The following is a 23,333-nucleotide window of genomic DNA, read 5'->3' on the forward strand; positions in this document are numbered from 1 at the left end:
CCTGAAGGAAGCTATAAGTAAAGTTAGTGAATGGAAGGATGTTGTAAGTAGTGATTGATCTCAACCAAGCGATCCTGATGACTAATAACAGAGTCTTGGATCTCGACCAGTTTCAACATCAAATTGTCTTTGGCCAGTTTGATCGCCAGATAGATGTCTTCGTGAACACCTTCGGCTTCAACCTTGGCTTCGCCGTCAGACAGAACAATAGCTATACGATACAGTTTGCTCAAATCGCGACGGTTGAACTCCTTGCCCTCCGCCTCATACTGAAGCGCGAGTTTCTTCGGATTTCTGGCCACCACTGTGACTTCCGTCTCAGGGGTTACGAATCCATCGAATTCAGCGATTTGCTGGTAAATAAAGGACTTAACCTCTGGGTTTTCCTCGATAAGTTGAATTGTGGGGTTTGGAAGGTTCGTCATGGGCGGGCCTCCTTTTCCTTAGTATTAGTTTAACAATGAGGCTTGGATTTGTCTGGTCAAGTTGGGGACGGCATGAAAAATAATTTGAAAACCAATAGGTTTGATTTAGAATCGCGAACCTGGACCATAGACCCGTGTCAAATTGAGATGGAAAAAAAATCGAAACTTTATCAAATACCCCAGACATTAAATTAGATCCTAGCTGGAAAGCGAAACTTCAAGACGAATTCGATAAGGATTCCATGAAAACTTTGAAGGCGTTTTTACAGAAGGAGTATAAAGCAGGCAAAACTATTTACCCGCAGGGAGACGAGTATTTTGCAGCTTTGAATTTAACACCGCTTGATAAAGTGAAAGTCGTGATCGTGGGGCAAGACCCTTATCACGGACCAGGACAAGCCCATGGATTGTGTTTCTCGGTTCGCGATGGCGTGCGTTTTCCTCCTTCTCTTTTAAATATTTTTAAAGAATTAAATGCTGATGTCGGAGTGACTATTCCAAAAAGTGGTTCTTTGACTAAGTGGGCTGAGCATGGAGTGCTTTTGCTTAACGCAGTTCTGACTGTTGAGGATGGCAAAGCGGCGGCACATGCGGGCAAAGGCTGGGAGCAATTCACCGATAAGATCATTCATGTGTTGAATGAGGAAAAAGAAAACCTCGTTTTTATTTTGTGGGGAGCTTACGCGCAAAAGAAAGCTTCTTTTGTTGACCGCAAAAAACATTACGTCATCGAGTCTGTCCATCCATCACCGTTGTCGGCACATCGCGGCTTTTTTGGAACAAAACCATTCTCTAAAGCCAACGCCTATCTGACGTCCAAGGGCAAAGAGCCTGTGGACTGGAGCCTCTAGGACATGTAAACTGGTCTCCTCGAATTAGAGGAGACCTTTATGAAATCAGTTCTAGCATTTTTAATCGCCCTTTCTGCATTTCAACCTGCCTTTGCGACGACTGCCGACGAAGTGAAACAAAAAACTTCTGACGCCGCTTCATCTGCAGCTAATTACAGCAAAGAACAAAAAGACGCCTTCCAAAAAGATATGGAAGCGAAACTTGCAGAGATGAAAAAAGAAATCGCCGAACTGAAAAAAGCAGCCGCTGAAAAATCCGGTGAAGCAAAAAAAGAAATGAACGAACAAATCGCGACTCTTGAAAAAAAACAAGACGGTATGTCCAGCGATCTGTCCAAGCTTAAAAAATCTTCTGGTAAAGCATGGGGTCACATGAAAGAGGGTATGAGCAAAGCCTGGGATTCTATTTCTGACTCTTATAAAAAAGCCAAATCTGAATACTCTGAGCAAAAGTAATCGTTGATGAAGTCTCAGAGCACTCTTGTTTTTTCAAATGAACTTCCTCCAGCGAAAAAACTGGGGGAGGAAATTCTTCTGATCTATGATCAAATTCTTGCACAGAAATCTCCCGTCTTTAAAAAATGGTCGAAACAAATCAATTTGCATTACGCAGTAAAAGCGGGCGAGCATTTAAAAGACATCGAACAATTTCCTAAGCACATTAAAGCCATCACCAAACTAACGGAGCAAACATCCGTTAAAAAATTAACGGTTGTGGTTGTCGGGGGCGGCAGTGTTGGGGACTTTGGTGGATTCGTTGCAAGTATTTTGAAACGGGGAGTGCGCCTGCTTCACATTCCAAGCACGTGGCTTGCAGCTATCGATTCCGCCCACGGTGGTAAAACAGCTTTGAACGTTGGCGGAGCCAAAAATCAGATTGGAACTTTCTATCCAGCCGATCAAATCCTAATGGTGCGGTCTGTGTTGATGTCCCAACCCGAAGCTCGTGCGTATGAAGGTTTCGGAGAACTTATAAAAATCGCTTTTATCGAAGGTGGAAAATTGTGGACGTCCCTTGCCAAAGAACGTCAGGTGAACTCCCGAGTTCTATGGAAGTATCTAGAGCCCGCGGTGAAAGCGAAATACAAAGTCGTAGGCCGTGATCCACAAGAAAAAAAAGGCATTCGTCACGTTTTGAACTTGGGTCACACAGTGGGGCATGTTCTGGAAAGTTATTACGAATTACCCCACGGAATAGCAATTAACTACGGCCTTGATTTCGCCCTGCGCTTTAGCCTGCAAAAGAAAATCATGAAACCAGTAGAGTTCGAAAAAATTTATGCAGAACCTGTGATGGGTTATTTGTTGTCACCACTGCGTGACGATTTAATTTCAATCCAAAGCCACGATTTGAAAGAGTATCGTCGTCTTTTGTTAAGCGATAAAAAGAAAACTAAATCTGCGACTTTGCGTTTTGTTTTTGTAAAAAAGGCAGGGCAGACGGTCATTGAGGAAGTCAGTGTAGACGATATCCTGATTGAAATCTGCCGCCAACGCGAAGAGGAGCTTCATGGCTGAGTTCCGTTTTCAAGGCGCTATTCCGAGTTCTAAATCCGTTTTCAATCGTGCATTGATCGTCCAAAGCTATTTTCCAGTTTTGGATCTTCACGGTTTTGCCGGATGTGATGATGTGCGTTTTATGCGTGAAGGTCTTAAAAAGATCAAAGAGCGCAGCCGCATCGATTGCGGGGAGGGCGGAACGACATTTCGTTTTATGGCATTGCGTGTTTCTCGTGTTCGCGGTGTGCATGTGCTTAAAGGCAGTCAGCGGTTGATGTCACGTCCTCAAAAGGGATTGATTGATCTTTTGAATCAGTTGGGCGTTCAAGCGCAGATCAAAAAAGACGAAATGCATATCGTAAGTGAGGGCTGGAAAAAGCCCAGAAATGCGGTGATCAAAGTTGATACCAGTGAGTCGTCTCAGTATGCCTCTTCATTGATCTTAAATTCTTGGTTACTAAGTGCCGATTTGGAATTTGAATTAGTTGGTAACAAAGTTTCGGAAAGTTATTTTCAACTGACCTTGGAGATGTTGAAAAAAATGGGTCTGCGAATTAAGCAGACACCGACCGGTTATTTGGTTCCTGCAGAACAGCGATTAGAGAAACTTTCTTATGAAGTCGAAGCTGATCTGAGCTCTATGTTCACAGTGGCATCTGCGGGGGCTTTGGCTGGAACTTCCATTATTGAAAACTTCCCTGAGACCACTGAGCAACCTGATAAAGTTTTTGTCGAGATCTTTAAAAAGATGGGTGTGGGCGTTGATCTGGAAGGTCGAAAGTTAACTATCACAAAACCAAAGTACTTGCGTGCCATAGATTGGAATTTATTCCAGTGCCCTGATCTATTTCCTGTTTTGTCCGTGGTTTGTAGTTTCGCTGACGGCGTTTCGAAACTTCACGGGGCTCCACACTTGGTGGCAAAAGAATCAAATCGTATTGCCAAGGTCGCAGATCTATTTAATTTATTGGGAATTAAGCACGAAGTCCTTGAGGACGGAATGATCATTCATGGAAATCCCCACCAACCACTAAAAAAAGGCGTCACCTTTAATCCAGATGAAGATCACCGCATGGTGATGGCAGCCGTATTGATGAAGCTGATGGGGCACGAAATTAACATCGAGCATCCAGAGGCGATCAACAAAAGCTTTCCAGAGTTTTGGGGTATGATCGGAATTAAACCATGATCACGCTAATTATCGGTCATCGCGGCACAGGCAAGAGTGAATTGGTAAAGCGTATGCAGATTGCGATGCCGAGTTCAGACGTTGCCTATCTGGATCTTGATGATGAGATCGAAAAACGTATTGGAAAAACCATCCGTGAGCTTTTCATGGAACACGGGGAGCAGTATTTCCGTGAGATGGAAAAGCAGATGTTCTTTGAGGTTTTACAAAAGCCTTACAAAGATATCTTTTTGGTTTTAGGTGCGGGTTTCGATGTCACTATCATCCCGCCAGAATTGCATGTGGTGTGGGTGAAACGTCAGACAGACTTGGATGGGCGTATTTTTCTAAATCGCCCTCGTTTGAACCCCGATATGTCACCACTTCAGGAATACATTAAGCGCGCAAGCCCCCGTGAAGTTCGCTATCAAGCTGCAGCGGACGAAGTTTATTTAATGCCAGAGGGGATTTTTGAGCACCATCATCAAGTGCTAAACCTGGAACGTCGTATTTTGTCTCATCAGCTGCAAAATATTTCCGGCGGTGTGACAGTTCTGGCTTCTATGTTTGATAAAGGTCAGCGCTTCTCTATGTTTAAAACCCGTTATGCGGGTCGAGGTGTAGATTATTTTGAATTGCGCGATGATTTTTTAAGTGACGAAAATATTTTGCATTTCATTCAGTCATTTCCGAACGAAAAGTTCATCTTTTCTTTCCGTGCAGCCAAAGATCGCGCGCAATGGTGGAAAACGGAAATTGCCAAATTCATCATTGAAAAAGCATTTTACGTTGATTGGCCCTTAGAGCTCGGGATTCCAACAGAGGTCTTAGAGAAAATTCCCAAAGATAAAATCATTTTGTCAGCTCACGAAAGCTCCCACTTTTTAGATCTACAAAAACTTGAAGGAGAAGTGGGGCATTTGAAATTTGCTCCGCTTATTGAAAGTTATAAGGACCTTGCACGATTGCACCAATGGCAACAAGAGGACGACAGCTCCCGCAGCTTTTTGCCTCGTTCCAACGATGGACGTTGGACATGGTATCGACTGCGCCAAAAAGGTCATCAGTTGATTAACTTTTGGCGGGAAGGCGATGGCAGTGCGGGAGATCAGCCCAGTGTATTCCAATGGATGATGACACCTCATAAGTTTGTGAACTTCGCAGCTGTTTTGGGTGATCCTGTTGCACACAGTTTTACCCCGGTTGAACATTCTGATTTTTTTGCGCAAAGAAATATTCCAGTATTTGCTATCAAAATCTCCCGTGACGAATGGAATCAAGCAATGCCTGTGCTTCAGGAAATGGGTTTGCAGTACGCTGCTGTGACCGCTCCACATAAGGAACCAGCTGCTCGCTGGTGTCATCACCCCACACTTAGAGCAGTAAACACTTTGTACTTCGATAAAAAACAATTGAAATGGATTGGCACATCGACCGATGAGGTAGGATTTCTTGAGCTTATCGAAGGCGTCGGAATGTTAGCGCCTCTGCAAAGTGAAATCGCCATTTGGGGTGGCGGTGGCACTTTACCGATGATTGAAAAAGTTTTGCCACATGCGACTTACTATTCGTCACGCACTGGAGAGCAACGTGAACCAGGCGAGAGATCAGAAAGTGTGCAGCCTAAAGTAGTTATTTGGGCGGCTCCTCGAATCGATGGCTTACTGATGCCTCCAACGGATTGGAAACCAGCGATGGTCTTTGATTTAAATTATAAGGAAGATTCAGTCGGGCGAGAGTATGCTCAGGCCTGTGGGGCAAACTATGAATCTGGTTTAAAAATGTTTATCGCTCAGGCTCAACAACAACGAGCTTTTTGGAAAGAGTGTGAGGAAAAGGCATGAGTTCAGCAAATCAATTTGGGTCCCGTTTCACGATGGCGTCCTTTGGTGAAAGCCATGGAACTGCTTTGGGAGTTTTAATTGACGGTTGTCCTGCAGGCGTTGATTTCGATTCCGCCATGTTAACTCATGAAATGGAAAGGCGTCGTCCCGGGTATCATGGGTCGGGCCAAATTGTTTCTGGTCGTCAAGAAACGGACGTGCCCGAAGTTCTAAGCGGTGTTTTTGATGGTAAAACTTTGGGGACTCCCATTGCAATTATCGTCCGAAACCAAGATGCACGTTCCAATGACTATTCAAAAATTCAGAACTCGCCCCGTGCGGGCCATGCTGATGATGTTTGGAAAAACAAATTCGGTCATAGCGATCATCGTGGCGGTGGCAGATCTTCTGGACGTGAAACTGTGTCTCGTGTGATGGCGGGTGCAGTTGCCAAGATGATGATGACGAAGGTCAGCCCGAAAACACGTGTGATAGGATATGCCTCGCAAATCGGTCCTATCACTTTGACTGCAGAGGACCGAAATAACGTCAGCAACGTTCATGTTGATTCCTTTCAAGCTCGCTTTCCGTCGAAGGAAGATCAAAAAGTCGCTGAGCTTTTAAAAAAGGCTCAAGAAAATGGCGATAGCTATGGTGGAATTGCAGAAATTTTAATTCAAGCTCCACCGGCTCATCTGGGACAGCCAGTATTTCATAAATTGAAGTCAGATCTTGCCATGGCTTTCATGAGTGTGGGCGCTGCTAACGGATTTGAGCTGGGTTTAGGTTTTGACTCTGCAGATGTTCAGGGAACTGAGTTTCACCAGGGCTCTCAAGATGTCTATGGCGGTATTCGCGGTGGTATTTCCACGGGCGAGTCCATTTTATTACGAGTTTCTTTTAAGCCGACCAGTTCTATTTTGGACGTGGCTAAAAAGGGACGTCACGATCCTTGTATCGTGACTCGCGCAATCCCAGTGCTGGAAGCCATGACATGGCTGGTATTGGCAGACCATTACCTGTGGGCTAAAACAGACAAACTGTAAATGCCTCCGGAGGAAAAGATGGTTTCTGATATTTTCACACCAGAATGGTGGACTGAAGTTCCTGGTTTTGATTTTAAAGATATAACTTATCACCGCGCTAAAAATCAGGGGACGGTTCGTATCGCATTCAATCGTCCTGAAGTGCGTAATGCTTTCCGCCCACAAACAGTGGACGAGCTTTACATCGCTCTTGAGCATGCACGCACAACTCCAGATGTTGGCGTTGTTTTGATCACAGGTAACGGCCCATCTCCTAAGGACGCCGGCTGGGCATTCTGCTCTGGTGGCGACCAACGCATCCGCGGTAAAGATGGTTACAAATACGAAGACAAAGAGGCGCAAGGGAAGGCTGATTTAGCTCGCTTGGGTCGTTTGCATATTCTAGAAGTTCAACGTCTTATTCGCTTCATGCCTAAAATCGTGGTTGCAGTTGTGCCGGGATGGGCAGTGGGTGGTGGCCACTCATTGCACGTGGTTTGCGATCTGACTCTTGCAAGTAAAGAGCACGCGATCTTTAAACAAACGGATCCAGACGTGGCAAGCTTTGATAGCGGTTACGGATCAGCCTACTTGGCTCGTATGGTGGGTCAAAAGCGTGCTCGCGAAATCTTTTTCCTAGGCCGCAACTATTCGGCGCAAGAAGCGTTCGAAATGGGTATGGTCAACGCCGTCATCCCTCACAAAGATCTCGAAAAAGTTGCTTTGGAATGGGCCGCAGAGATGAACTCTAAGAGTCCAACGGCGATGCGCATGTTGAAGTTCGGCTTCAATATGATCGACGATGGTTTAGTGGGCCAGCAGTTGTTCGCAGGCGAGGCTACCAGACTGGCTTACGGTACAGAGGAAGCAGTCGAAGGCCGTGGATCTTTCGTCGAGAAACGCCCTCGTGATTTCACTAAATTCCCATGGCACTACTAAGCTGGCCATTTAAATGACCAGCTAAAAAACAGGGTCAAATAAGTACAAATTATTATTTAGTGGGAGGAGAATAAAGCCATGAAACGGCGTTATCTCCTCCTTTTTTTAACAGCGCTTCTTCTCTCGGGTTGTCCGACTCGGGAGCAGCCCAAAATTCCCCCTCCTAAACCTCCCGAGCCGCAAACAACGCAATCCCACCCGACACATCGGTCGCCTGCTGTGGGACTCTCTCTTCGTCAATTAGACGTTATGGGAGGGATGGCTCCTTTAGTGGGTCCGACTCCTTATTTCTTAGTGATGCTCGCATAGAAAAATCTGCCGTATCGGCGTTTTAAGGGCACTGCGGTTTGACCCCGAGAACGAAATTAGTTACCACATTCTCATGACAAACATCTCTACAACGCTCGTGAATTCTCCGAAGGCTTTACCTCCGTCTGATCAACTTGGTTTTGGTCAATACTTCACTGACCACATGTTTGTGGCAAAGTATGCTGAAGGAAAAGGTTGGTATGAAGCTTCTATCGTTCCTTACGGTCCGATTTCCGTGGACCCGGGAGCATCGGTATTTCACTATGGCCAAGCGCTTTTTGAAGGTATGAAGGCTTTCCGTCAACAAGACGGCAAAGTTGTTTTCTTCCGCCCAGAGTTTAACTATCACCGTTTGGCAGAGGGCGCAGAACGCATGTGCTTGCAAGCGCCTCCCATGGAACTTTTCATGCAAGGTTTGCATGAGCTTACAAAAGTTGACGAGCGCTGGGTTCCTCATCAACCAAATACTTCCTTGTACATCCGTCCTACTTTGATTGGGACTGAGGCATTCTTGGGTGTTCGTCCTTCCCGCGAAACGACTTTTTTAATCTTGTTGTCGCCTGCGGGCTCTTATTTCTCTGAAGGTGCGAAACCCGTAAAAATCTGGACAGAAGAAAAATATCTTCGCGCAGCGCCAGGTGGTTTGGGCGCAGTTAAAGCCGGTGCAAACTATGCATCAAGCCTAAAAGCGGCTTTGGAAGCGAAACAAAAAGGCTACGCTCAGGTTTTGTGGCTTGATGTTGAACGCCTTGGTATCGAAGAAGTCGGCACGATGAATGTCTTTTTCGTCTTCAATAACGAAATCGTCACTCCTGCATTAAATGGCAGCATTTTGTCAGGTGGTACACGCGATGCGATTATCCAGGTATTGAAAAAGAAAAACCTTCCAGTTGTTGAAAGACGCATCACCATCACAGAGGTGATCGAGCGTTTGGCAAAGGGTGAACTTAAAGAAGCGTTCGGTACTGGAACGGCAGCGGTGATTTCTCCTATCGGAGTCATTCACTATAATGAAAAAGACTGGGCTATCAACGACAACGAAACTGGTCCTTTAAGCAATGAGCTTTACAAAGAAATCACAGGCATCCAAAGTGGCGCCATCAAAGATTCTATGGGTTGGATCACGCCACTAACTTAGAGCAAATAAAAAAAGGCTGAGAGAAATCTCAGCCTTTTTAGTATTAACAGCGGGATGCCAATGCTACGCCGATTTTTTACTAGCAATAACACCATATTTGGTATCAATACCCATAATGTGCGCTGTCAGCCACGTTTTTAAGAATTGAAAGAAGGCTGGAGTTAACACGCCTGTCTTATCGAATTCAGCTGCATGGCCTTTAAGGCGTTCAATCAGATCCTTATGTATTTTCTTATGCACGGCCGCCTGAGAATACTCTAAAGTATCAAAGAATTTTTCTTCGTGATCAAAGTGAGTGATCGTCCAAGACGCCAATTCGCGAACGATGGATTGAAGTTCTGCTTTAGTCGCTTTTTGTTCATAGCGTTCATGCAATCGATTCATGATGGCGATCAATTTCTGATGCTCGTGATCCATGGCATCGACGTGAGTTGTTAGGCGTTCTTGATCCCATTTAAAGAAATTTTCAGACATTGTCCACCTCGTGAGATTGTGTGCAATCTCTCATCGGCGGTTCTACAAAACACTTCATGATGGCGCTTATTTTTCAGAGGAAAAATGGCAGTATGCGAGGGCATTAATAAAAAAGGCCGAGGATCACTCAGCCTTTCTACCACCCAGGGTGGAGTTTGTTTATGACGCTATAATTGGTTACCTAACCCGTTACTTAACAGTGCCTTTGTAGATGTATGCGATTCCACCGGTCAAAGTCGTGTACTCTACATGAGAGAACGCACCGGTTTCTTTCATCATGTCTAAGAACTCTTCACGGCAAGGGAATGCAGCCGAAGACTTCTGCAAGTATTCGTAAGCATCTTTTTGGCCTGTTACTAAGCCCCCGATTTTCGGCAGAATATTTTGAGAATAGAAATTGTAAAGTGCGCCGAACACAGGGATGTTCACCTGACCGAATTCAAGAACCATCACCTTGCCGCCTGGTTTCACCACGCGAGCCATTTCGCTTAAGCCCTTAACCGGGTTACCCACGTTGCGGATGCCGAAAGAGATCGAAGAAATATCGAATGAATCATCAGCGTAATTTAATTGCGTCACGTCTGCTTGTTCGAACTTGATGTCCAAGCCTTTATCAGCCGCTTTGCCGGGAGCTGGGATCAACATTTCAGCGCAGAAGTCTGTGCCAGTTACTTGACCTGCTGAACCCACAGTTTGTTTGAATTCAATTGCAAGGTCACCAGTCCCCGTTGCGCAGTCCAATACCCTGTCGCCTAACTTTGCGCCAGAATACTTAACTAACTTTTTTCTCCACAAGTGATGAACACCCATGGAAAGCACGTTGTTGCCTTTATCATAATTCGCAGCAACTTTAGAGAACATGCTGCGGATGATTTCAGGATTCGGAGAGTGTTTTTGATTCTCAGTGTGCATGTGCTGTTACCTTGTGAAGAGGACGATCGATAGCAGTCAGGATTTTATCAAGTTTTCTCATCATCGTTTCGAAGTCTTGCAAAGTCAGAGCTTGCATACCATCAGAAAGAGCTTCTGATGGACGAGGGTGAACTTCCACGATGATACCGTCAGCGCCCACAGCTGCAGCTGCGTAAGCAAGATCTGGAACTAATGCGCGGATACCCACGGCATGAGAAGGATCTACGATAACTGGCAGGTGAGTGTTTTTCTTAGCGAATGCCACGGCATTCAAATCCAAAGTGTTGCGTGTTGCCGTTTCGAAAGTACGGATACCACGTTCGCAAAGGATAACGTTGTTGTTACCAGCTTTAACGACGTACTCAGAGGCTTTGATCCATTCTTCGATGTAAGCAGCTAAACCGCGTTTCAACAAAACAGGTTTTTTCTGACGGCCTAGCTCTTTTAAAAGTTCATAGTTTTGCATAGAGCGAGAACCGACTTGGAAGCACTCAACAACGTCGTAAACTTCAGCGATTTGACGGATGTCAGTCACTTCAGAAACAAGGCTCATGTTCAGCTGTTTGCAGACGTCTTTAACCATGTCGAAAGCAGAATTTCCCAAACCTTGGAAGGCTGTTGGGGAGGTGCGCATTTTCCAAATCCCACCGCGAAGAAGGTGAGCCCCAGAAGCTTTCACGCCCGAAGCGGTCTCAAGGAATTGTGCATGGCTCTCGATAGAGCATGGACCCGCGATAACGGTAAATTCGGGACCCCCAATGTCGAACCCGCCAACATTGACGATTTGGGTTGAGGGACTTGTTTGCATAGTTTGGATTTCCATATTACGAACTCTCACTGTGGATCGGAAACATAACATATCGCCTCTAGGCATTACAAACTTTTTGGACTCGGGGGCCCTCTTGCGCCATAAGGGGCAGTGGACTCTTATACAGGGTCCCTTTAGCCCTGTAAAAACTGCCAATAGTGCAGAGATTTCAGTGTTTTGCCCCGATTTCTATGATCAAGAATCGCAGGCGATGTGGTGGGGAACCTGCCAAAACACTTTGAGCACCCAAGAACTAGAGCAGCTACTTGAAAACTATCTGACGGCAAACCCGCGTCCCGACGGCCCCCTAAGTAAGGCCCAGTGGTCGGAGCCGGCCGAGGCCGACTTTCAAAAAGATCTTGAGGTTATACAAAGCAAGATCGCTCAGCACGAAATTCAAAAAGCCGTTCCCGTAGTCTTTGCGCGCTCCAAGCAAACGGTCACGTCGGCTGAACGCGCGCAGATGATTTTTAATTTATTGAATGCGCCAGACACACTGTATGTTTTTGGTTTTTGGCAAAATGGACAAGGTATTTTGGGAGCGACTCCCGAAACTCTTTTCGATTATGCCGATGGGGTTTTGAAAACCATGGCTCTAGCAGGAACATGCCCAAAAAGCGACACGACGGAACGTCAGTCGTTGCTGCTTGATGAAAAAGAAATGCAAGAGCATCATTTGGTAGTCGAAGATATCACGCAAAGACTGAGCCGTTGGGGAGATGTGCAAAAGCAAGGTCCCATGATTTGGGAACTGCCAACGCTGTATCACTTGAAAACGGATTTCCAAGTTCGCTGCCAAGAAATTCCTTCCTTCCGAGATTTGGTGATGGAGTTTCATCCTACACCAGCGTTGGGAGTGGCCCCTCGTTCTGCCGGGTACAAGTGGATGAGTGCTTTGCCGGGCCAAGAGGGACGACGTGGCTATGGAGCTCCGTTTGCATTCTTTGGTGCGAAAGAAGCTTTGTGTCTGGTAGCGATTCGGAATTTGCAGTGGAATCAGAACGAATCTATGATTGGTTCTGGATGCGGCGTCGTCGCAGCCAGCGAATTTTCCAGAGAGTGGCGGGAACTCTTTCAAAAGCGCCTTTCAGTAAGAAAGATTTTGGGGCTTAGCGTATGACAAACATGGAATTGGCAGCAAAAGTTATCCAGGAGTTGGTGGACACAGGTGTTCGTGAATTCATCCTCTGCGCTGGAGCTCGTAACAGCCCTCTGGTCCACATTCTGGACGAAAATAAAAATCTAAAAGTATATTCATTCTTTGAGGAACGTTCGGCTGCGTTTTTTGCTTTGGGCAGAATCGCGGGTTACCGTCGCCCTGTTGCGATTTTCACAACATCAGGAACTGCTGTGGCAGAGCTTTTGCCAGCAGCTGTTGAGGGCACATACTCATCACTCCCATTAATCATGATCACTGCGGATCGTCCTAAACGTTACCGTGGATCAGGTGCTCCACAAACCATCGAACAGGTGGGTATCTTTTCTTACTACAATGAAGTGGCGCTGGATATCGATGCGGAAAATTCACATCTATCTTTCAAAAGTTTGTCTTGGAAAAAACCGATTCACGTCAACGTGTGCTTTGAAGAGCCCTTGATTGATGGACCTGTTCCACAAATCAGAGTGCCTGCATCTTCGGAAAGAACAAAGCTTCCAGGTCAGTTACCGATGGGTATGTTGAAACAACTGGAGGATTTCTTAAACACCCACAAGCCCTTAGTGCTTGTGGGAATCTTACCGGAAAAAGCCTACGGCACTGTTTTGGATTTCTTAAAACAATACAAAGCCCCGGTTTATGCTGAAGGAATCTCCAGTTTGCGTGGCCATCCAGATTTAAGAGATCTGCAAATTCGCTCGGGCGAACAAATGATTCACAAACTGTTGAAATCCGGTGCATGTGATTCGATCCTTCGTATCGGTGGTATTCCGACGGTCCGTTTGTGGCGGGATCTGGAAGACAAGTATCGCGAGCTTCCTGTTTTTTCTGTGGGCTTTAACCACTACACAGGATTAAGTCGCGAAGTGAGCCATTGCTCGTCGTTGGATTTGTTAAGCCAAGTTGAGTTTTCATCTGTACACCGAGAAAATTATCAAATCTCGATGGAAGATGAGTCACGCACTCAGCAGATGAAGGCGTTATTAGAGAAATATCCTCTGTCAGAGCAAGGAATGATTCACGCCGCTTCTAAACATATGAAGGGTCATTCTGTTTATCTGGGGAACTCTTTGCCCATTCGTGAATGGGATGCTTGCGCTGATTTAGACAGTCCGCCAATCCGTGTTGCTGCCAATCGTGGAGCAAATGGTATTGACGGACAGGTCTCTACATTCCTCGGATGGGCTCACACAGACACTCCGAACTGGTGTATAGTCGGGGATCTCACAGCGATGTACGACTTAGCTGCACTTTGGGCGACTCCACAATTAGAAGCGCAGAAATTACGTATAGTTGTGATCAATAATGGAGGCGGTCAGATCTTCTCACGGATGTTCAAGAAAGAGATTTTCGTAAATAAACACGCTATTTCTTTCGAATCGTGGGCAAAAATGTGGAATTGGTCCTATCAGCAATGGCATAATGTCCCTACGAGTTTGGAACTGGATAATCTCCAAGTGATAGAGATGATCCCTGATTGGAATCAAACCCAGCAGTTTTGGAAGGATTTAGAAGGATTGTGGAAAGAGTAAATCTGTTTCTTCTTCATGGATTTTTAGGAAGACCGTCAGATTGGGAAGCTGTGAAAGCTTCTTTACCTCCTGTTACAAACCTGCGCATTTATACTCCAGACTACTTCAAAGACGAAGAGCTTAGTTCAGTTCACGGTTTCGATCAGTGGGCTGAAAATTTCAACGATTGGGTTCATGACGAAACGAAGGGGACAGGTCGTAATATCCTGGTGGGCTATTCTCTGGGTGGTCGCTTGGCATTGCAGGCGTTGGCTCAGAATCCCACTCAGTGGTTTAAGGCCTTGTTGATTTCAACCAATCCTGGCTTCGACGATAATTTCAAAAATTTTGATCCCAGTTCTGAACAACGTCGTCAACGTTGGTTGAGTGATTCTTATTGGGCTGAAGAGTTTTTAAAGGCGCCATGGGATATGGTGATGAGAAACTGGAACGCGCAACCTGTTTTTGGTGGTGGCAGCGAACCAGTACGTCTTGAGAAAGACTATAATCGCGAAAACTTAAGCTTGGCGCTGACTCGTTGGTCTTTGGCAGAACAGCAGAATATGCGCAACATTATTTCCGCACTTAAGCAAAAAGTTATATGGATGGTGGGCGAAAAAGACGAGAAATTCGTTTCTATGTCTCAAACACTTTCAAATGAAATCGGGATTGATTTTGATGTTGCACCCGATGCTTCTCACCGAGTGCTTTTCGATCGTCCGCGCGAAGTTGCCGAGAAAATCAAAGATATCTTGCAGTTACTTTCTTGAGTGTTTTTTAATCCATGGCGAATAAAATTTAACATCCATAAAGATCGAATGTTCTTTGCATAGATCATAAATGGACTCTTTTGGTTTGTACCAAAGCACTGCGGATGTAACACCCGCTAAGTAATACAACCCCTTGCTTTTGATGAATGCAGGGCCACCTGAATCTCCATAACAAATTCCACGGCCATCTTTCTGACTGACCTCGAAGGTTTTTTTGTTGGAGCTAACGGATTGGATTTTTAAATTCACCTTGCGAAGGCGGCCGTATCCATTTTCATTCGCAGAAAGATTGCGAATACCTTTCACGCGCCCATATCCCACTGTCACGATATTAGCATCTGCCTTGGCAAATACGGATGCATTGGCAAGCGGAACGGGTTCAAAACCCTCCGGTAATCCGCCGCTGAAAAATAAAATGGCAATGTCGTTGCGTTCATAGGTGGAATCAAATTTAAAACCGGAATGAGCAACAGAACCCGAGCTGTAGCGCACTTGCATATTGCCTTCGATATAGTCCAAGCCAAAACCGATGGACAGTGTCTCTGAAGAATTCTTAATACAATGAGCAGCCGTCAATATCATATTATCGCTGATGATCGTACCAGTGCAGTAGGAGTAATCACGGTCGCTGTAAATAAATGCCAAGTGTTTGGAAATGGAATCCATGCGAGTGACCTTCGTCCCACCGACGATTTCTTCAGTCACGTCATCCACGTCTGAATCAGACGCGTGATTTACAGGTTGGCATGCTGATAAAAGGACAAGTGCCAGGGCATAGATGTACTTGTTCATAGTTATTTCTTTGATGTTTCGTCTCTAAGTTGTGCTGCTGCCATATTTAACCATTCACGAAAGAATGGCACACTGGCGTAGACCGAGCTTGTTGTGCAGTCTGTGATTTTGCTGTTCGCAGAACGGTTGGCTACGGCGAACAAGTAAAGTTTGTTGTTTTTAACAATGAATGCGGGGCCGCCGGAATCACCATGACAAGTATTTCCGGACAGGGGAGCTAATTCGATTTCAGAGCTGGAATAACGTACGTTTTTTATCTTAGAAGTCGCCTGTCTTAAAACACCCGCGCCTTCCATTTTGACTTCTTTGCAGTTGATCAGACGGATAGAATCTTCACAAACGATCTGACCCATTTGAATGGCACCGATAAGATCTGGATAAGTGTTTACATCGATTTCCTGAGTGGAAACTTTGTTAACTCCAAATCCAGCAATCAAGATTTCAGCCCCATTGCTAAGATCATCTTCACTGGCAAGGGCCGTGATAGGAGTATAACCTTTCGGAGTGGTATCTGCATACTGAAGAAGGGCGATGTCGCCCGTATCAGTTTCTAAATGCGTAGGGGCATTCCACCAAGCAGGGACGGCAGAGCGGATCACTGGGCGCAATGCTGTGGTTGCTTGACCTTCAGTGTTTATAACATTGTCAAAGATGATAGAGATCGAAAGTGCTTTCGGTCTGTCAGCCACGCAGTGTGCAGCCGTTAGCACCAGATTATTTTTTAATAAAGTTCCACTGCAGATTTCGTTGTCACCAGTTGTGTTGTCGTGAATCAAAACGCCAACAACACTTTTAGACGTGATGTCGCGATTCGTGACTTCTTTACCGCCGATGATGGCCGAATTAGATTTGTTTTTTGAGACGAGAGGAACAAGGCCTTGAGTACAGGCGGTAAGGATGAAGCTTAGTGCTAGGAACCAGAAAGAGCGGTTAAACGTCCCCAATTTTTCCCCCAGGAAAAGGCACCATCCAACAAATGATGCGTTGAGCCATATAACCTGAAGTTTCCGGAATTTGAAAGAGCAATTACGGACCGAGAAACAATTTCCCGTCACCGGGGATTGTAAAATCTGCCACCTCTGCGTTGCTTCGTCGTCGCCGTACTGGTAGTACGGCTTCCTCCTTGCGCCTTGATCTGGCCGATTTTCCAAACCCCGGACGTTAAAAGTTGGGGCTCAAATCGGTTTAAAACGATTTACAGGCATCTGTGGCCTCAATCAGGGCTGAACGAGTGCCTGGCTCTGCCGCCGCGTGGCCGGAATCCGGAATGATCTTAAACTTAGCTTCTGGCCAAGCTTTATGAAGTTCCCAGGCCGAAGTCGCCGGGCAAACCACATCGTAACGACCTTGAACGATCCATGCGGGGATATGTTTGATCTTGTTCACGTTCTCCAAAATCCAGTTGTTGGAATCGAAGAAAGCGTTGTTGGTGAAGTAGTGGCACTCAATGCGTGCAAAGCTCAGTGCAGAATCTGGATCATCGAATTCTTCGATTGCGTTCGCATCGATATACAAGCGCGAAGTGGCCGCTTCCCATTTGCTCCAAGCTTTGGCTGCTTCCAAACGGATGTTGCGATCTTCGTGAGTCAGGCGTTTGTAGTACGCCGTCACCATATCGTGACGTTCATTCTGAGGAATCACTTTCAAGTATTCGTCCCATACGTCCGGGAAGATTTGTGAAGCGCCTTCTTGATAGAACCATTTGATTTCAGAAGGACGGCACAAGAAAATTCCACGAAGGACGAGTGCTTTCACGCGCTCCGGATGTTTGATAGCATAAGTCAGTGCCAGAGTTGAACCCCAGCTGCCCCCGAACACAACCCATTTGTCGATTTTCAAATGCTCGCGGATTTTTTCTGTATCAGCGACAAGATCCCACGTTGTGTTTTCGCGAAGTTCTGCGCACGGAGTGGATTGGCCCGAACCACGTTGATCGAACAAAATGATTCTGTAAGTTTTTGGATCAAAAAAGCGGCGATGATCAGGAGCGATGCCACCACCTGGCCCACCATGAAGAAAGACGATCGGCTTACCTGCAGGATTACCGACTTCTTCGTAATAAAGATTGTGAATTTCAGAAACTTTTAAGAAGCCTTTATTGTAGGGCTCAATCGAAGGATAAAATTCGCGAAGAGTTTGTTTTTCCATAATTACTTCCTTACTGATAGGGCTAGACTGTACGCCAACCGACTTTGCGAGTCCACGCCACAAATTCTTCGTGACGCTTTTTGGGATCGACGGGGTGAAATTCTTCAAGGGGACTTAAAACTAAACTTTCCAGGGGAGTCAGATCCATTTCTTTTCTGCGCGCATTCAAGTTCTTTTCATCTTCGACATCTGTTACCCGCAAAATGCCGTTTTCGTCCCAATCAGAATTGGTGCCGTAAACCTGCTTGCGGCCTTCGTAAAAGCGAATGCGATCCATCAACATTGCAACATAAGGCTTGGGTACTTTATTCTCCTTTGCCAACGCCACTGTCATAGTTTCCATCTCACGCATAAATTCAGGCCAGCTGATCGCATGCAAAATCAAGCGCATGGCTGCACCGGCTGCGTCTTCACCCACTTTGTCGATCGTGGGAAAACCATTTTGCTCGATCAGATCTTTTAAAATTTGCGCGTGCTTAAGATGAGTCTTTTCCATTGTCGGAGAGTAGCCTTGAAACAGCTCTCCCGTTTGTACAAGAACTTCACGCACGGCCTGATCTTCGCGCATCATGTGCAGAATTTCTTCGCCGAAGGCTTTCCAGTCCGTCGCCATTAGAAGAAATCCTTTTTGAATTTGTTCTTTTCAGCATCAGGAATGAAACTCACGTCAAAGGCGATTTGATTGCAGCGTTTGAAGTCTTCAGCAGTAAAGGCATGGACACGGTGAAGAACCTCATAATCATCACTTAAGTTGGTCGCAAAAATTCCCGGATCATCTGAGTTTACAGTGACTAGAATGCCGGCGTTTAGCAGCTGGCGAATCGGATGATCTTCGTAAGTTTTGAAGGACTGAGTCAGATAATTGCTGATCGGGCAGACTTCCAGAGGAATGCGACGATCCCGGATAAAGTTCAAAACTTCTGGATTGCGCACGATTTGAATTCCGTGACCAATACGTTCTGCTCCTAGAATTTCGACGGAGTCCTTAACCCAGCTTGCGGCAAGGTCATTCGGTGTTTCACCTGAATGTACGGTTATGTGAAGTCCTGCTTTTTTTGCCTTTTGAAAAAGTGGAGCAAATACTTTTGGATCAAACCCCTCTTCGTTGTCAGCCAAGTCCAGAGCGACAAAGCTGTCTTTGTGGTTGATGGCGAAATCCACAACTTTTTCCGCAATCTCTAAGGGCTTTACTCGTTGCACGATACAGATCATTCCTACCGCGATCGCGAAATTCTTTTGCGCCATCTTTACGCCCTTAACCAGGGCCTCATGGATTTTATCGAAATTCAAATTGCTGTGGCCTTCTGCAATAAAAGTAGGCGCGTAACGCAGCTCAAGGAGGCGAATACCATCATTGAAGGCATCCTCGCAGGCTTCATAAGCAATACGTGTGAGGATTTCTTCGCTTGCGAGTACTTTTTGAGCATTTAGGAACTTGTTGAGGACACTCCCGAGATCATTCATGGGTTCAGTAATCAGGAATTGATCTTTTTGCCCCTGTGAAGTCGATGCCAAGGGAATCCCCACCTGGGGCGCGAGTTCAACCAGTGTGCTCCAACGCACTGAGCAGTCTAGATGGCGGTGAAGCTCTACTTTTAAAAGATCGCGAATGTTATTGGCGTACAGCTTTTGCATTTGAAGTTCCTCTGCTTGGGAAGTAGAACATTATTCTATGACTGAACCTATTCAAATCAAATCAAAATTGGCTGGCAACCCGACTCACGAACCTCAATTCAAAAGCTTTGTTAAAAGCAAAGACGGCAGATCCATTCCGGTGGCTGACCCTCGCTCGACGCGAGCGCTTGTGTCCTTGATGGACATGAACGCTGTGCTTGGTGGTGCGGCTTCGCATTACGGCGGTCCTGCAGCTTTCGCAGAGTTGATGTCTGCAATGCATGGACATGTTTATGATGTTGCTCACAAAGAAAACAAGCCATGGTATGAGTTGTTCCATGTTGTGAACGATGCAGGTCACTGTGAAAATGGGTTGTATGCTTTGAAAGCAAACTACCAAACAGCGGGTCTTGATTTGAACAGTCTTAAAAAATTCCGTTCGATCGAATCAGGTCTTACGGGTCACGGTGAAGTTCACTGTTTCCCTGAAGGTGTTTTCGTTTCTAACGGTCCATTGGGTTCTGCTCTTCCACAAACTCAAGGTTTGGCGATGGGCGAGGCCTTGTCTGGCAAAAATCGTGTGACGATCACAGCGATCTCTGACGGTGCCAGTATGGAAGGCGAAGCGCGCGAAGCTTTTGCAGCGATCCCGGGGCTTGCCGCTCACGGTAAGATGGGCCCCTTCGTGATGATTATCAGCGATAACAACACGAAACTATCTGGCCGTATTGATAATGAATCTTTCTCGATGTCTCACACGTTTGCTTCTTTGAAAACTTTGGGCTGGGATGTGATCTCGTTGCCTGAAGGAAATGACCTGCAAAAGTGCTATGACGCTATTGCAACGGCTGTTGAAAAAGCGAAAGCCAATCCAAAAGTTCCAGTGGCGATCCACGCGAAAACTGTTAAAGGCATCGGAACTAAGAAAACGGCAGAGTCTGCTTCGGGTGCTCATGGTTTCCCTTTGAAAAGCCCTTCTGAACTTCCAGCGTTCTTGTCGGAAATCTATAACGGCGAAGCATTGCCACCAGTCTTCAACACTTGGATCGAGGAATTGAACAAGTGGGAAGCAGAAATCAAAGCTAACGCGGTTAAAGACTCTGGCGAAAAAATTCAAAACGGAGTTTCGTCTGCGTTGATCCGTGCACGTAAAGCGGGTTTCCCAGTATTGAGTGTGACTTCGGATCTTCCTGGTTCAACAGGTGTTGCTGGTTTCAGAAAAGAATTCCCAGCAGATTCTTTCGACGTGGGTGTTGCTGAATCAAACATGGTTTCTGCGGCGGCTGGTCTTTCCAAATTGGGTTACATCCCAGTAGTCGATACTTTCGCTCAGTTCGGCGTAACCAAGGGCGCTTTGCCAATCACAATGGGTGCTTTGTCTGAAGCGCCGGTGATTGCGGTATTCTCTCACACAGGTTTTCAAGATGCGGCTGACGGTGCTTCTCACCAAGCATTGTCATACATGGCGATGGTCTCTTCAATTCCGCACGTGGATGTTTATTCTTTGTCTTGCAGCGAAGAGGCTGACAGCATCGTTTACTCTGTCATCGAAAAATTTGCGAATGATCGCAAAGCTGGCAAAGTTCCAAACAGCGCAGTGTTCTTCCTAGGTCGTGAAAACTTCCCGAAAACATACGTTGCTGGCACTAAATACGATTTGAACAAAGCGCAAGTATTGGCTGACACAACAGCTGGTAAAGCGAAATCAGTCACTATCGCCACGACAGGATCTTTGGTTCTTCAAGCTTTGGAAGCTTCTAAAACGTTGGAAGCACAAGGTATCGGTTCCGTGGTTGTAAATGTGGTGAAAGTAAATCATCCAGACGTGGAAACGGTAAAATCTGCATTGGCAAAAACAGGTGGTCGCTTGGTGACTGTTGAAGACCACCAATTGATCGGTGGCTTCGGCCAAATGCTTTGCCACTCGTTGTTGCAAGCGCAGGTTGAATTCAAAGTGAAGTCTTTGGGTGTTCACGGCGAATTTGGCCAAAGCTCTTACACGGCGTTGGACTTGTACAAGAAGCACAAAATCGATGCTTCCGCGATCGTCGCTGCTGCAAAGTAAAGCGATGAAAATGGCCCGTCTGACTTCGTTGTCGGGCCATCTCCTCGCTCGGACGTGCCAGTAGCACGCCTGCGATGCGGGGATGATCCTTCGCCTTGCATACGAACCATTTTGACCGCTTTATGTTGAATGAAGAATATTTTGGAAGGGAGAAGTGAAAGCTTCTCCCTTTTTTTTATGCTATAGCTTAGATGAATTTGAATGAAGGAGAACATTATGGCGGAAAATATTCCTGGTTTGTGTCTAAATCCAGACGCAGAAACAAAAAAATACGTATTCAATCACACGATGCTTCGTGTGAAAGATCCGAAAGCATCTTTGGATTTTTACACTCGTGTTTTAGGTATGAAATTAGTGCGTAAGCTAGATTTCTCTGAATGGAAATTTTCATTGTTTTTTTTGGCATATGTTCCAGAAGGCACAAATATTCCGACAGAAAACGAAGCCAATGCGAAGTACACGTTCGGTCGTGAAGCGGTTCTTGAGCTCACTCACAACTGGGGCACTGAAGAGCAAGAGGCAACTCCTTACCATAATGGCAATACAGAACCACGTGGCTTCGGGCATATCTGCGTGACAGTTCCGGATATCAAAGCGGCCTGCGAGCGCTTTGATAAACTGAATGTGAGCTACCAAAAAAGACTGGGAGAGGGTGGAATGAAGAACATCGCTTTCATCAAAGATCCAGATAACTACTGGATCGAAATTGTTCAAGCAGGCTTGCTATAGTGTGGATGGCTATTAACATATGTTAAAGAATCGAGGGGAAAATGAAAAATATAGGTGTTTTCCCTCTGACATGCGTGAATTTTTTGGATGTGTCAGTGTATTTGGGGCTTATAAATTGGAGTTTTTCACTGTGATCCGGTAGGGTCCGTTGAAATTAATAACCCAATTACCAGGAGTTTCAATGAAAGCAATTATCGGTGCTTTGGCTTTAGTAGGTCTTTTCTCAACTCAAGCAATGGCTGCTAAATCTTGCGGTCAAATGATCGAAGCTAAATCAGAAGCAAAAGCGACTATCGCATATTTGACTTCTAAAATTAAAGATTCAAACAACGCTGATAAAATCGCTGAGTTGTCTGAGCAAAGAGCTGAATTGGTTGATTACGTTGCTCGCTTGAACGCGACAATCAATGACGTTTGTAAAGCTGATTACAACGACTAATTATTTCGGATTTCAGTCTGAAAAAGAAAAGGCACTGAAGTTCTCAGTGCCTTTTTTATTATCTGAATAAGTCTGAAGGGCTTTGCGCCTGCGACAGATGCAGGGAACCTTATGCGGCTTCAGAGAATTGAGCCATTTGACCCATTTGATCTGAAGAGAACGCTGCAACGATATCGACAAGGATAACAACTCTGTTATCAACTTTACCCATACCGCGAACGAAGTGCATAGAGCTTTGATTGCCAAGAACCGGTGAGGGTTCAATTTGGTTATCTTGCAAGTCTACAACTTCTTTCACAGAGTCTACGATCATACCAACTTGACCGATTTCTGTGTCGATCACGATAATGCAAGTGTCACGCGTTTTATCTTGTGCATCCATTCCGAATTTCACGCGCAAGTTGACAACTGGAATGATTTTTCCACGCAAATTCATGACACCTTTTACATACTCAGGTGTGCGTGGAACCGGAGTGATTTCACCAAACTGATTGATCTCGCGAACCGTTTCGATCGCTACACCATATTGTTCTGACATCAGTTGGAAAGTCAGGTATTGACCAGCTTTTGCTTTCGTAGACATTTCACTCATAGTAAGGGCCTTTCAAATGTAGTAGACCCCCTACTATTCGCCGAAATTCCCCCTAAACTTAACGGTCTGTTAAAAATAATTGTTAATTCGGATTTCTGCGTCCTTATGAGACACCAATGCGGTGACTTCAAGACCTTGGGCCAAA

General features: G+C 45.6%; 24 protein-coding genes. 14 read left to right on the forward strand and 10 right to left on the reverse strand.

The features are described 5' to 3' along the window. Positions 1-23: 23 nt before the first annotated feature. On the reverse strand, positions 24-425 hold the full coding sequence (locus B9G69_RS16605) for a hypothetical protein (RefSeq protein ID WP_088615714.1): 402 nt from the start codon (positions 423-425) through the stop codon (positions 24-26). A 242-nt stretch (positions 426-667) separates the two neighbouring features. Between B9G69_RS16605 and ung the strand changes: the two genes are divergently transcribed. The 8 genes from ung (at position 668) to B9G69_RS16645 (ending at position 9,178) form a co-directional block, all read left to right on the forward strand. After that, positions 668-1,276 carry a uracil-DNA glycosylase gene (ung, locus tag B9G69_RS16610; RefSeq protein WP_265437847.1) on the forward strand — a complete coding sequence of 203 codons (609 nt, stop codon included), beginning with the start codon at positions 668-670 and terminating at the stop codon, positions 1,274-1,276. A gap of 39 nt (positions 1,277-1,315) precedes the next feature. Continuing rightward, a complete protein-coding gene (locus tag B9G69_RS16615; RefSeq protein WP_088615712.1) occupies positions 1,316-1,732 on the forward strand; it encodes a hypothetical protein in 417 nt (138 codons plus the stop codon). Between the two features lie 6 nt (positions 1,733-1,738). After that, entirely contained in the window at positions 1,739-2,794 is a 1,056-nt protein-coding gene (locus tag B9G69_RS16620; protein ID WP_088615711.1) for a hypothetical protein, read from the forward strand. Next, on the forward strand, positions 2,787-3,965 hold the full coding sequence (locus B9G69_RS16625) for a 3-phosphoshikimate 1-carboxyvinyltransferase (RefSeq protein WP_088615710.1): 1,179 nt from the start codon (positions 2,787-2,789) through the stop codon (positions 3,963-3,965). The genes B9G69_RS16620 and B9G69_RS16625 overlap by 8 nt, the downstream gene beginning before the upstream one ends. Next, positions 3,962-5,788 (forward strand): shikimate kinase, encoded by a 1,827-nt coding sequence (locus tag B9G69_RS16630; RefSeq protein ID WP_088615709.1) that lies wholly within the window; start codon positions 3,962-3,964, stop codon positions 5,786-5,788. Before B9G69_RS16625 ends, B9G69_RS16630 begins: the two co-directional genes overlap by 4 nt. Continuing rightward, positions 5,785-6,813: a chorismate synthase gene (gene aroC / locus B9G69_RS16635; protein WP_265437848.1), complete on the forward strand. Its 1,029-nt coding sequence runs from the start codon at positions 5,785-5,787 to the stop codon at positions 6,811-6,813. The genes B9G69_RS16630 and aroC overlap by 4 nt, the downstream gene beginning before the upstream one ends. An 18-nt stretch (positions 6,814-6,831) precedes the next feature. Further along, positions 6,832-7,731, forward strand: a complete 900-nt coding sequence (locus B9G69_RS16640) for a 1,4-dihydroxy-2-naphthoyl-CoA synthase (protein ID WP_265437849.1) — start codon at positions 6,832-6,834, stop codon at positions 7,729-7,731. A 382-nt stretch (positions 7,732-8,113) separates the two neighbouring features. Then, the gene (locus tag B9G69_RS16645) at positions 8,114-9,178 is read left to right on the forward strand and encodes a branched-chain amino acid aminotransferase (RefSeq protein ID WP_088615707.1); all 1,065 of its coding nucleotides are present in this window, start codon (positions 8,114-8,116) and stop codon (positions 9,176-9,178) included. Between the two features lie 63 nt (positions 9,179-9,241). Here the strand turns inward: B9G69_RS16645 and B9G69_RS16650 are convergent, their stop codons facing one another. The 3 genes from B9G69_RS16650 to aroF all read right to left on the reverse strand — a co-directional run bounded on the left by B9G69_RS16650 (position 9,242) and on the right by aroF (position 11,387). Next, positions 9,242-9,652, reverse strand: coding sequence for a bacteriohemerythrin (locus tag B9G69_RS16650; RefSeq protein WP_088615706.1), 411 nt, complete (start codon positions 9,650-9,652; stop codon positions 9,242-9,244). A 189-nt stretch (positions 9,653-9,841) separates the two neighbouring features. Continuing rightward, a complete protein-coding gene (gene ubiE, locus B9G69_RS16655) occupies positions 9,842-10,564 on the reverse strand; it encodes a bifunctional demethylmenaquinone methyltransferase/2-methoxy-6-polyprenyl-1,4-benzoquinol methylase UbiE (protein ID WP_265437850.1) in 723 nt (240 codons plus the stop codon). Further along, a complete protein-coding gene (gene aroF, locus B9G69_RS16660; RefSeq protein WP_254916896.1) occupies positions 10,554-11,387 on the reverse strand; it encodes a 3-deoxy-7-phosphoheptulonate synthase in 834 nt (277 codons plus the stop codon). Before aroF ends, ubiE begins: the two co-directional genes overlap by 11 nt. A gap of 157 nt (positions 11,388-11,544) precedes the next feature. Between aroF and B9G69_RS16665 the strand changes: the two genes are divergently transcribed. Genes B9G69_RS16665 through B9G69_RS16675 form a run of 3 tightly spaced genes read left to right on the forward strand, consistent with a single transcriptional unit; the run spans position 11,545 to position 14,809 of the window. Further along, entirely contained in the window at positions 11,545-12,492 is a 948-nt protein-coding gene (locus B9G69_RS16665; protein WP_254916895.1) for a chorismate-binding protein, read from the forward strand. Next, positions 12,489-14,060 (forward strand): 2-succinyl-5-enolpyruvyl-6-hydroxy-3-cyclohexene-1-carboxylic-acid synthase, encoded by a 1,572-nt coding sequence (gene menD, locus B9G69_RS16670; RefSeq protein ID WP_088615702.1) that lies wholly within the window; start codon positions 12,489-12,491, stop codon positions 14,058-14,060. Before B9G69_RS16665 ends, menD begins: the two co-directional genes overlap by 4 nt. Next, positions 14,048-14,809 carry an alpha/beta fold hydrolase gene (locus tag B9G69_RS16675; RefSeq protein ID WP_088615701.1) on the forward strand — a complete coding sequence of 254 codons (762 nt, stop codon included), beginning with the start codon at positions 14,048-14,050 and terminating at the stop codon, positions 14,807-14,809. The genes menD and B9G69_RS16675 overlap by 13 nt, the downstream gene beginning before the upstream one ends. Here the strand turns inward: B9G69_RS16675 and B9G69_RS16680 are convergent. The 5 genes from B9G69_RS16680 to add all read right to left on the reverse strand — a co-directional run bounded on the left by B9G69_RS16680 (position 14,798) and on the right by add (position 19,384). Then, complete coding sequence (locus B9G69_RS16680; protein WP_088615700.1) at positions 14,798-15,601, reverse strand: S1 family peptidase; 804 nt, start codon at positions 15,599-15,601, stop codon at positions 14,798-14,800. The genes B9G69_RS16675 and B9G69_RS16680 overlap by 12 nt on opposite strands. Positions 15,602-15,603: 2 nt before the next feature. Beyond that, positions 15,604-16,545, reverse strand: coding sequence for a S1 family peptidase (locus tag B9G69_RS16685; RefSeq protein WP_176400959.1), 942 nt, complete (start codon positions 16,543-16,545; stop codon positions 15,604-15,606). A gap of 241 nt (positions 16,546-16,786) precedes the next feature. Further along, positions 16,787-17,749 (reverse strand): prolyl aminopeptidase, encoded by a 963-nt coding sequence (gene pip, locus B9G69_RS16690; RefSeq protein ID WP_088615698.1) that lies wholly within the window; start codon positions 17,747-17,749, stop codon positions 16,787-16,789. 22 nt (positions 17,750-17,771) lie between these two features. Continuing rightward, positions 17,772-18,362 (reverse strand): DUF6624 domain-containing protein, encoded by a 591-nt coding sequence (locus tag B9G69_RS16695; RefSeq protein ID WP_088615697.1) that lies wholly within the window; start codon positions 18,360-18,362, stop codon positions 17,772-17,774. Next, the gene (gene add / locus B9G69_RS16700; protein WP_088615696.1) at positions 18,362-19,384 is read right to left on the reverse strand and encodes an adenosine deaminase; all 1,023 of its coding nucleotides are present in this window, start codon (positions 19,382-19,384) and stop codon (positions 18,362-18,364) included. The genes B9G69_RS16695 and add overlap by 1 nt, the downstream gene beginning before the upstream one ends. 37 nt (positions 19,385-19,421) lie before the next feature. Between add and B9G69_RS16705 the strand changes: the two genes are divergently transcribed. From B9G69_RS16705 to B9G69_RS16715, 3 genes are all read left to right on the forward strand, one after another. Further along, positions 19,422-21,428, forward strand: a complete 2,007-nt coding sequence (locus B9G69_RS16705; protein ID WP_088615695.1) for a transketolase C-terminal domain-containing protein — start codon at positions 19,422-19,424, stop codon at positions 21,426-21,428. 216 nt (positions 21,429-21,644) lie between these two features. Further along, complete coding sequence (gloA, locus tag B9G69_RS16710; protein ID WP_088615694.1) at positions 21,645-22,157, forward strand: lactoylglutathione lyase; 513 nt, start codon at positions 21,645-21,647, stop codon at positions 22,155-22,157. 181 nt (positions 22,158-22,338) lie between these two features. Beyond that, positions 22,339-22,596: a hypothetical protein gene (locus tag B9G69_RS16715; protein ID WP_088615693.1), complete on the forward strand. Its 258-nt coding sequence runs from the start codon at positions 22,339-22,341 to the stop codon at positions 22,594-22,596. Positions 22,597-22,705: 109 nt separating this feature from the next. On the opposite strand, the gene B9G69_RS16720 is transcribed toward B9G69_RS16715, so the two are convergent. Next, the gene (locus tag B9G69_RS16720; RefSeq protein WP_088615692.1) at positions 22,706-23,188 is read right to left on the reverse strand and encodes a chemotaxis protein CheW; all 483 of its coding nucleotides are present in this window, start codon (positions 23,186-23,188) and stop codon (positions 22,706-22,708) included. Between the last annotated feature and the right edge of the window lie 145 nt (positions 23,189-23,333).

This window comes from Bdellovibrio sp. SKB1291214, assembly GCF_002209355.2.
Taxonomy (GTDB): domain Bacteria; phylum Bdellovibrionota; class Bdellovibrionia; order Bdellovibrionales; family Bdellovibrionaceae; genus Bdellovibrio.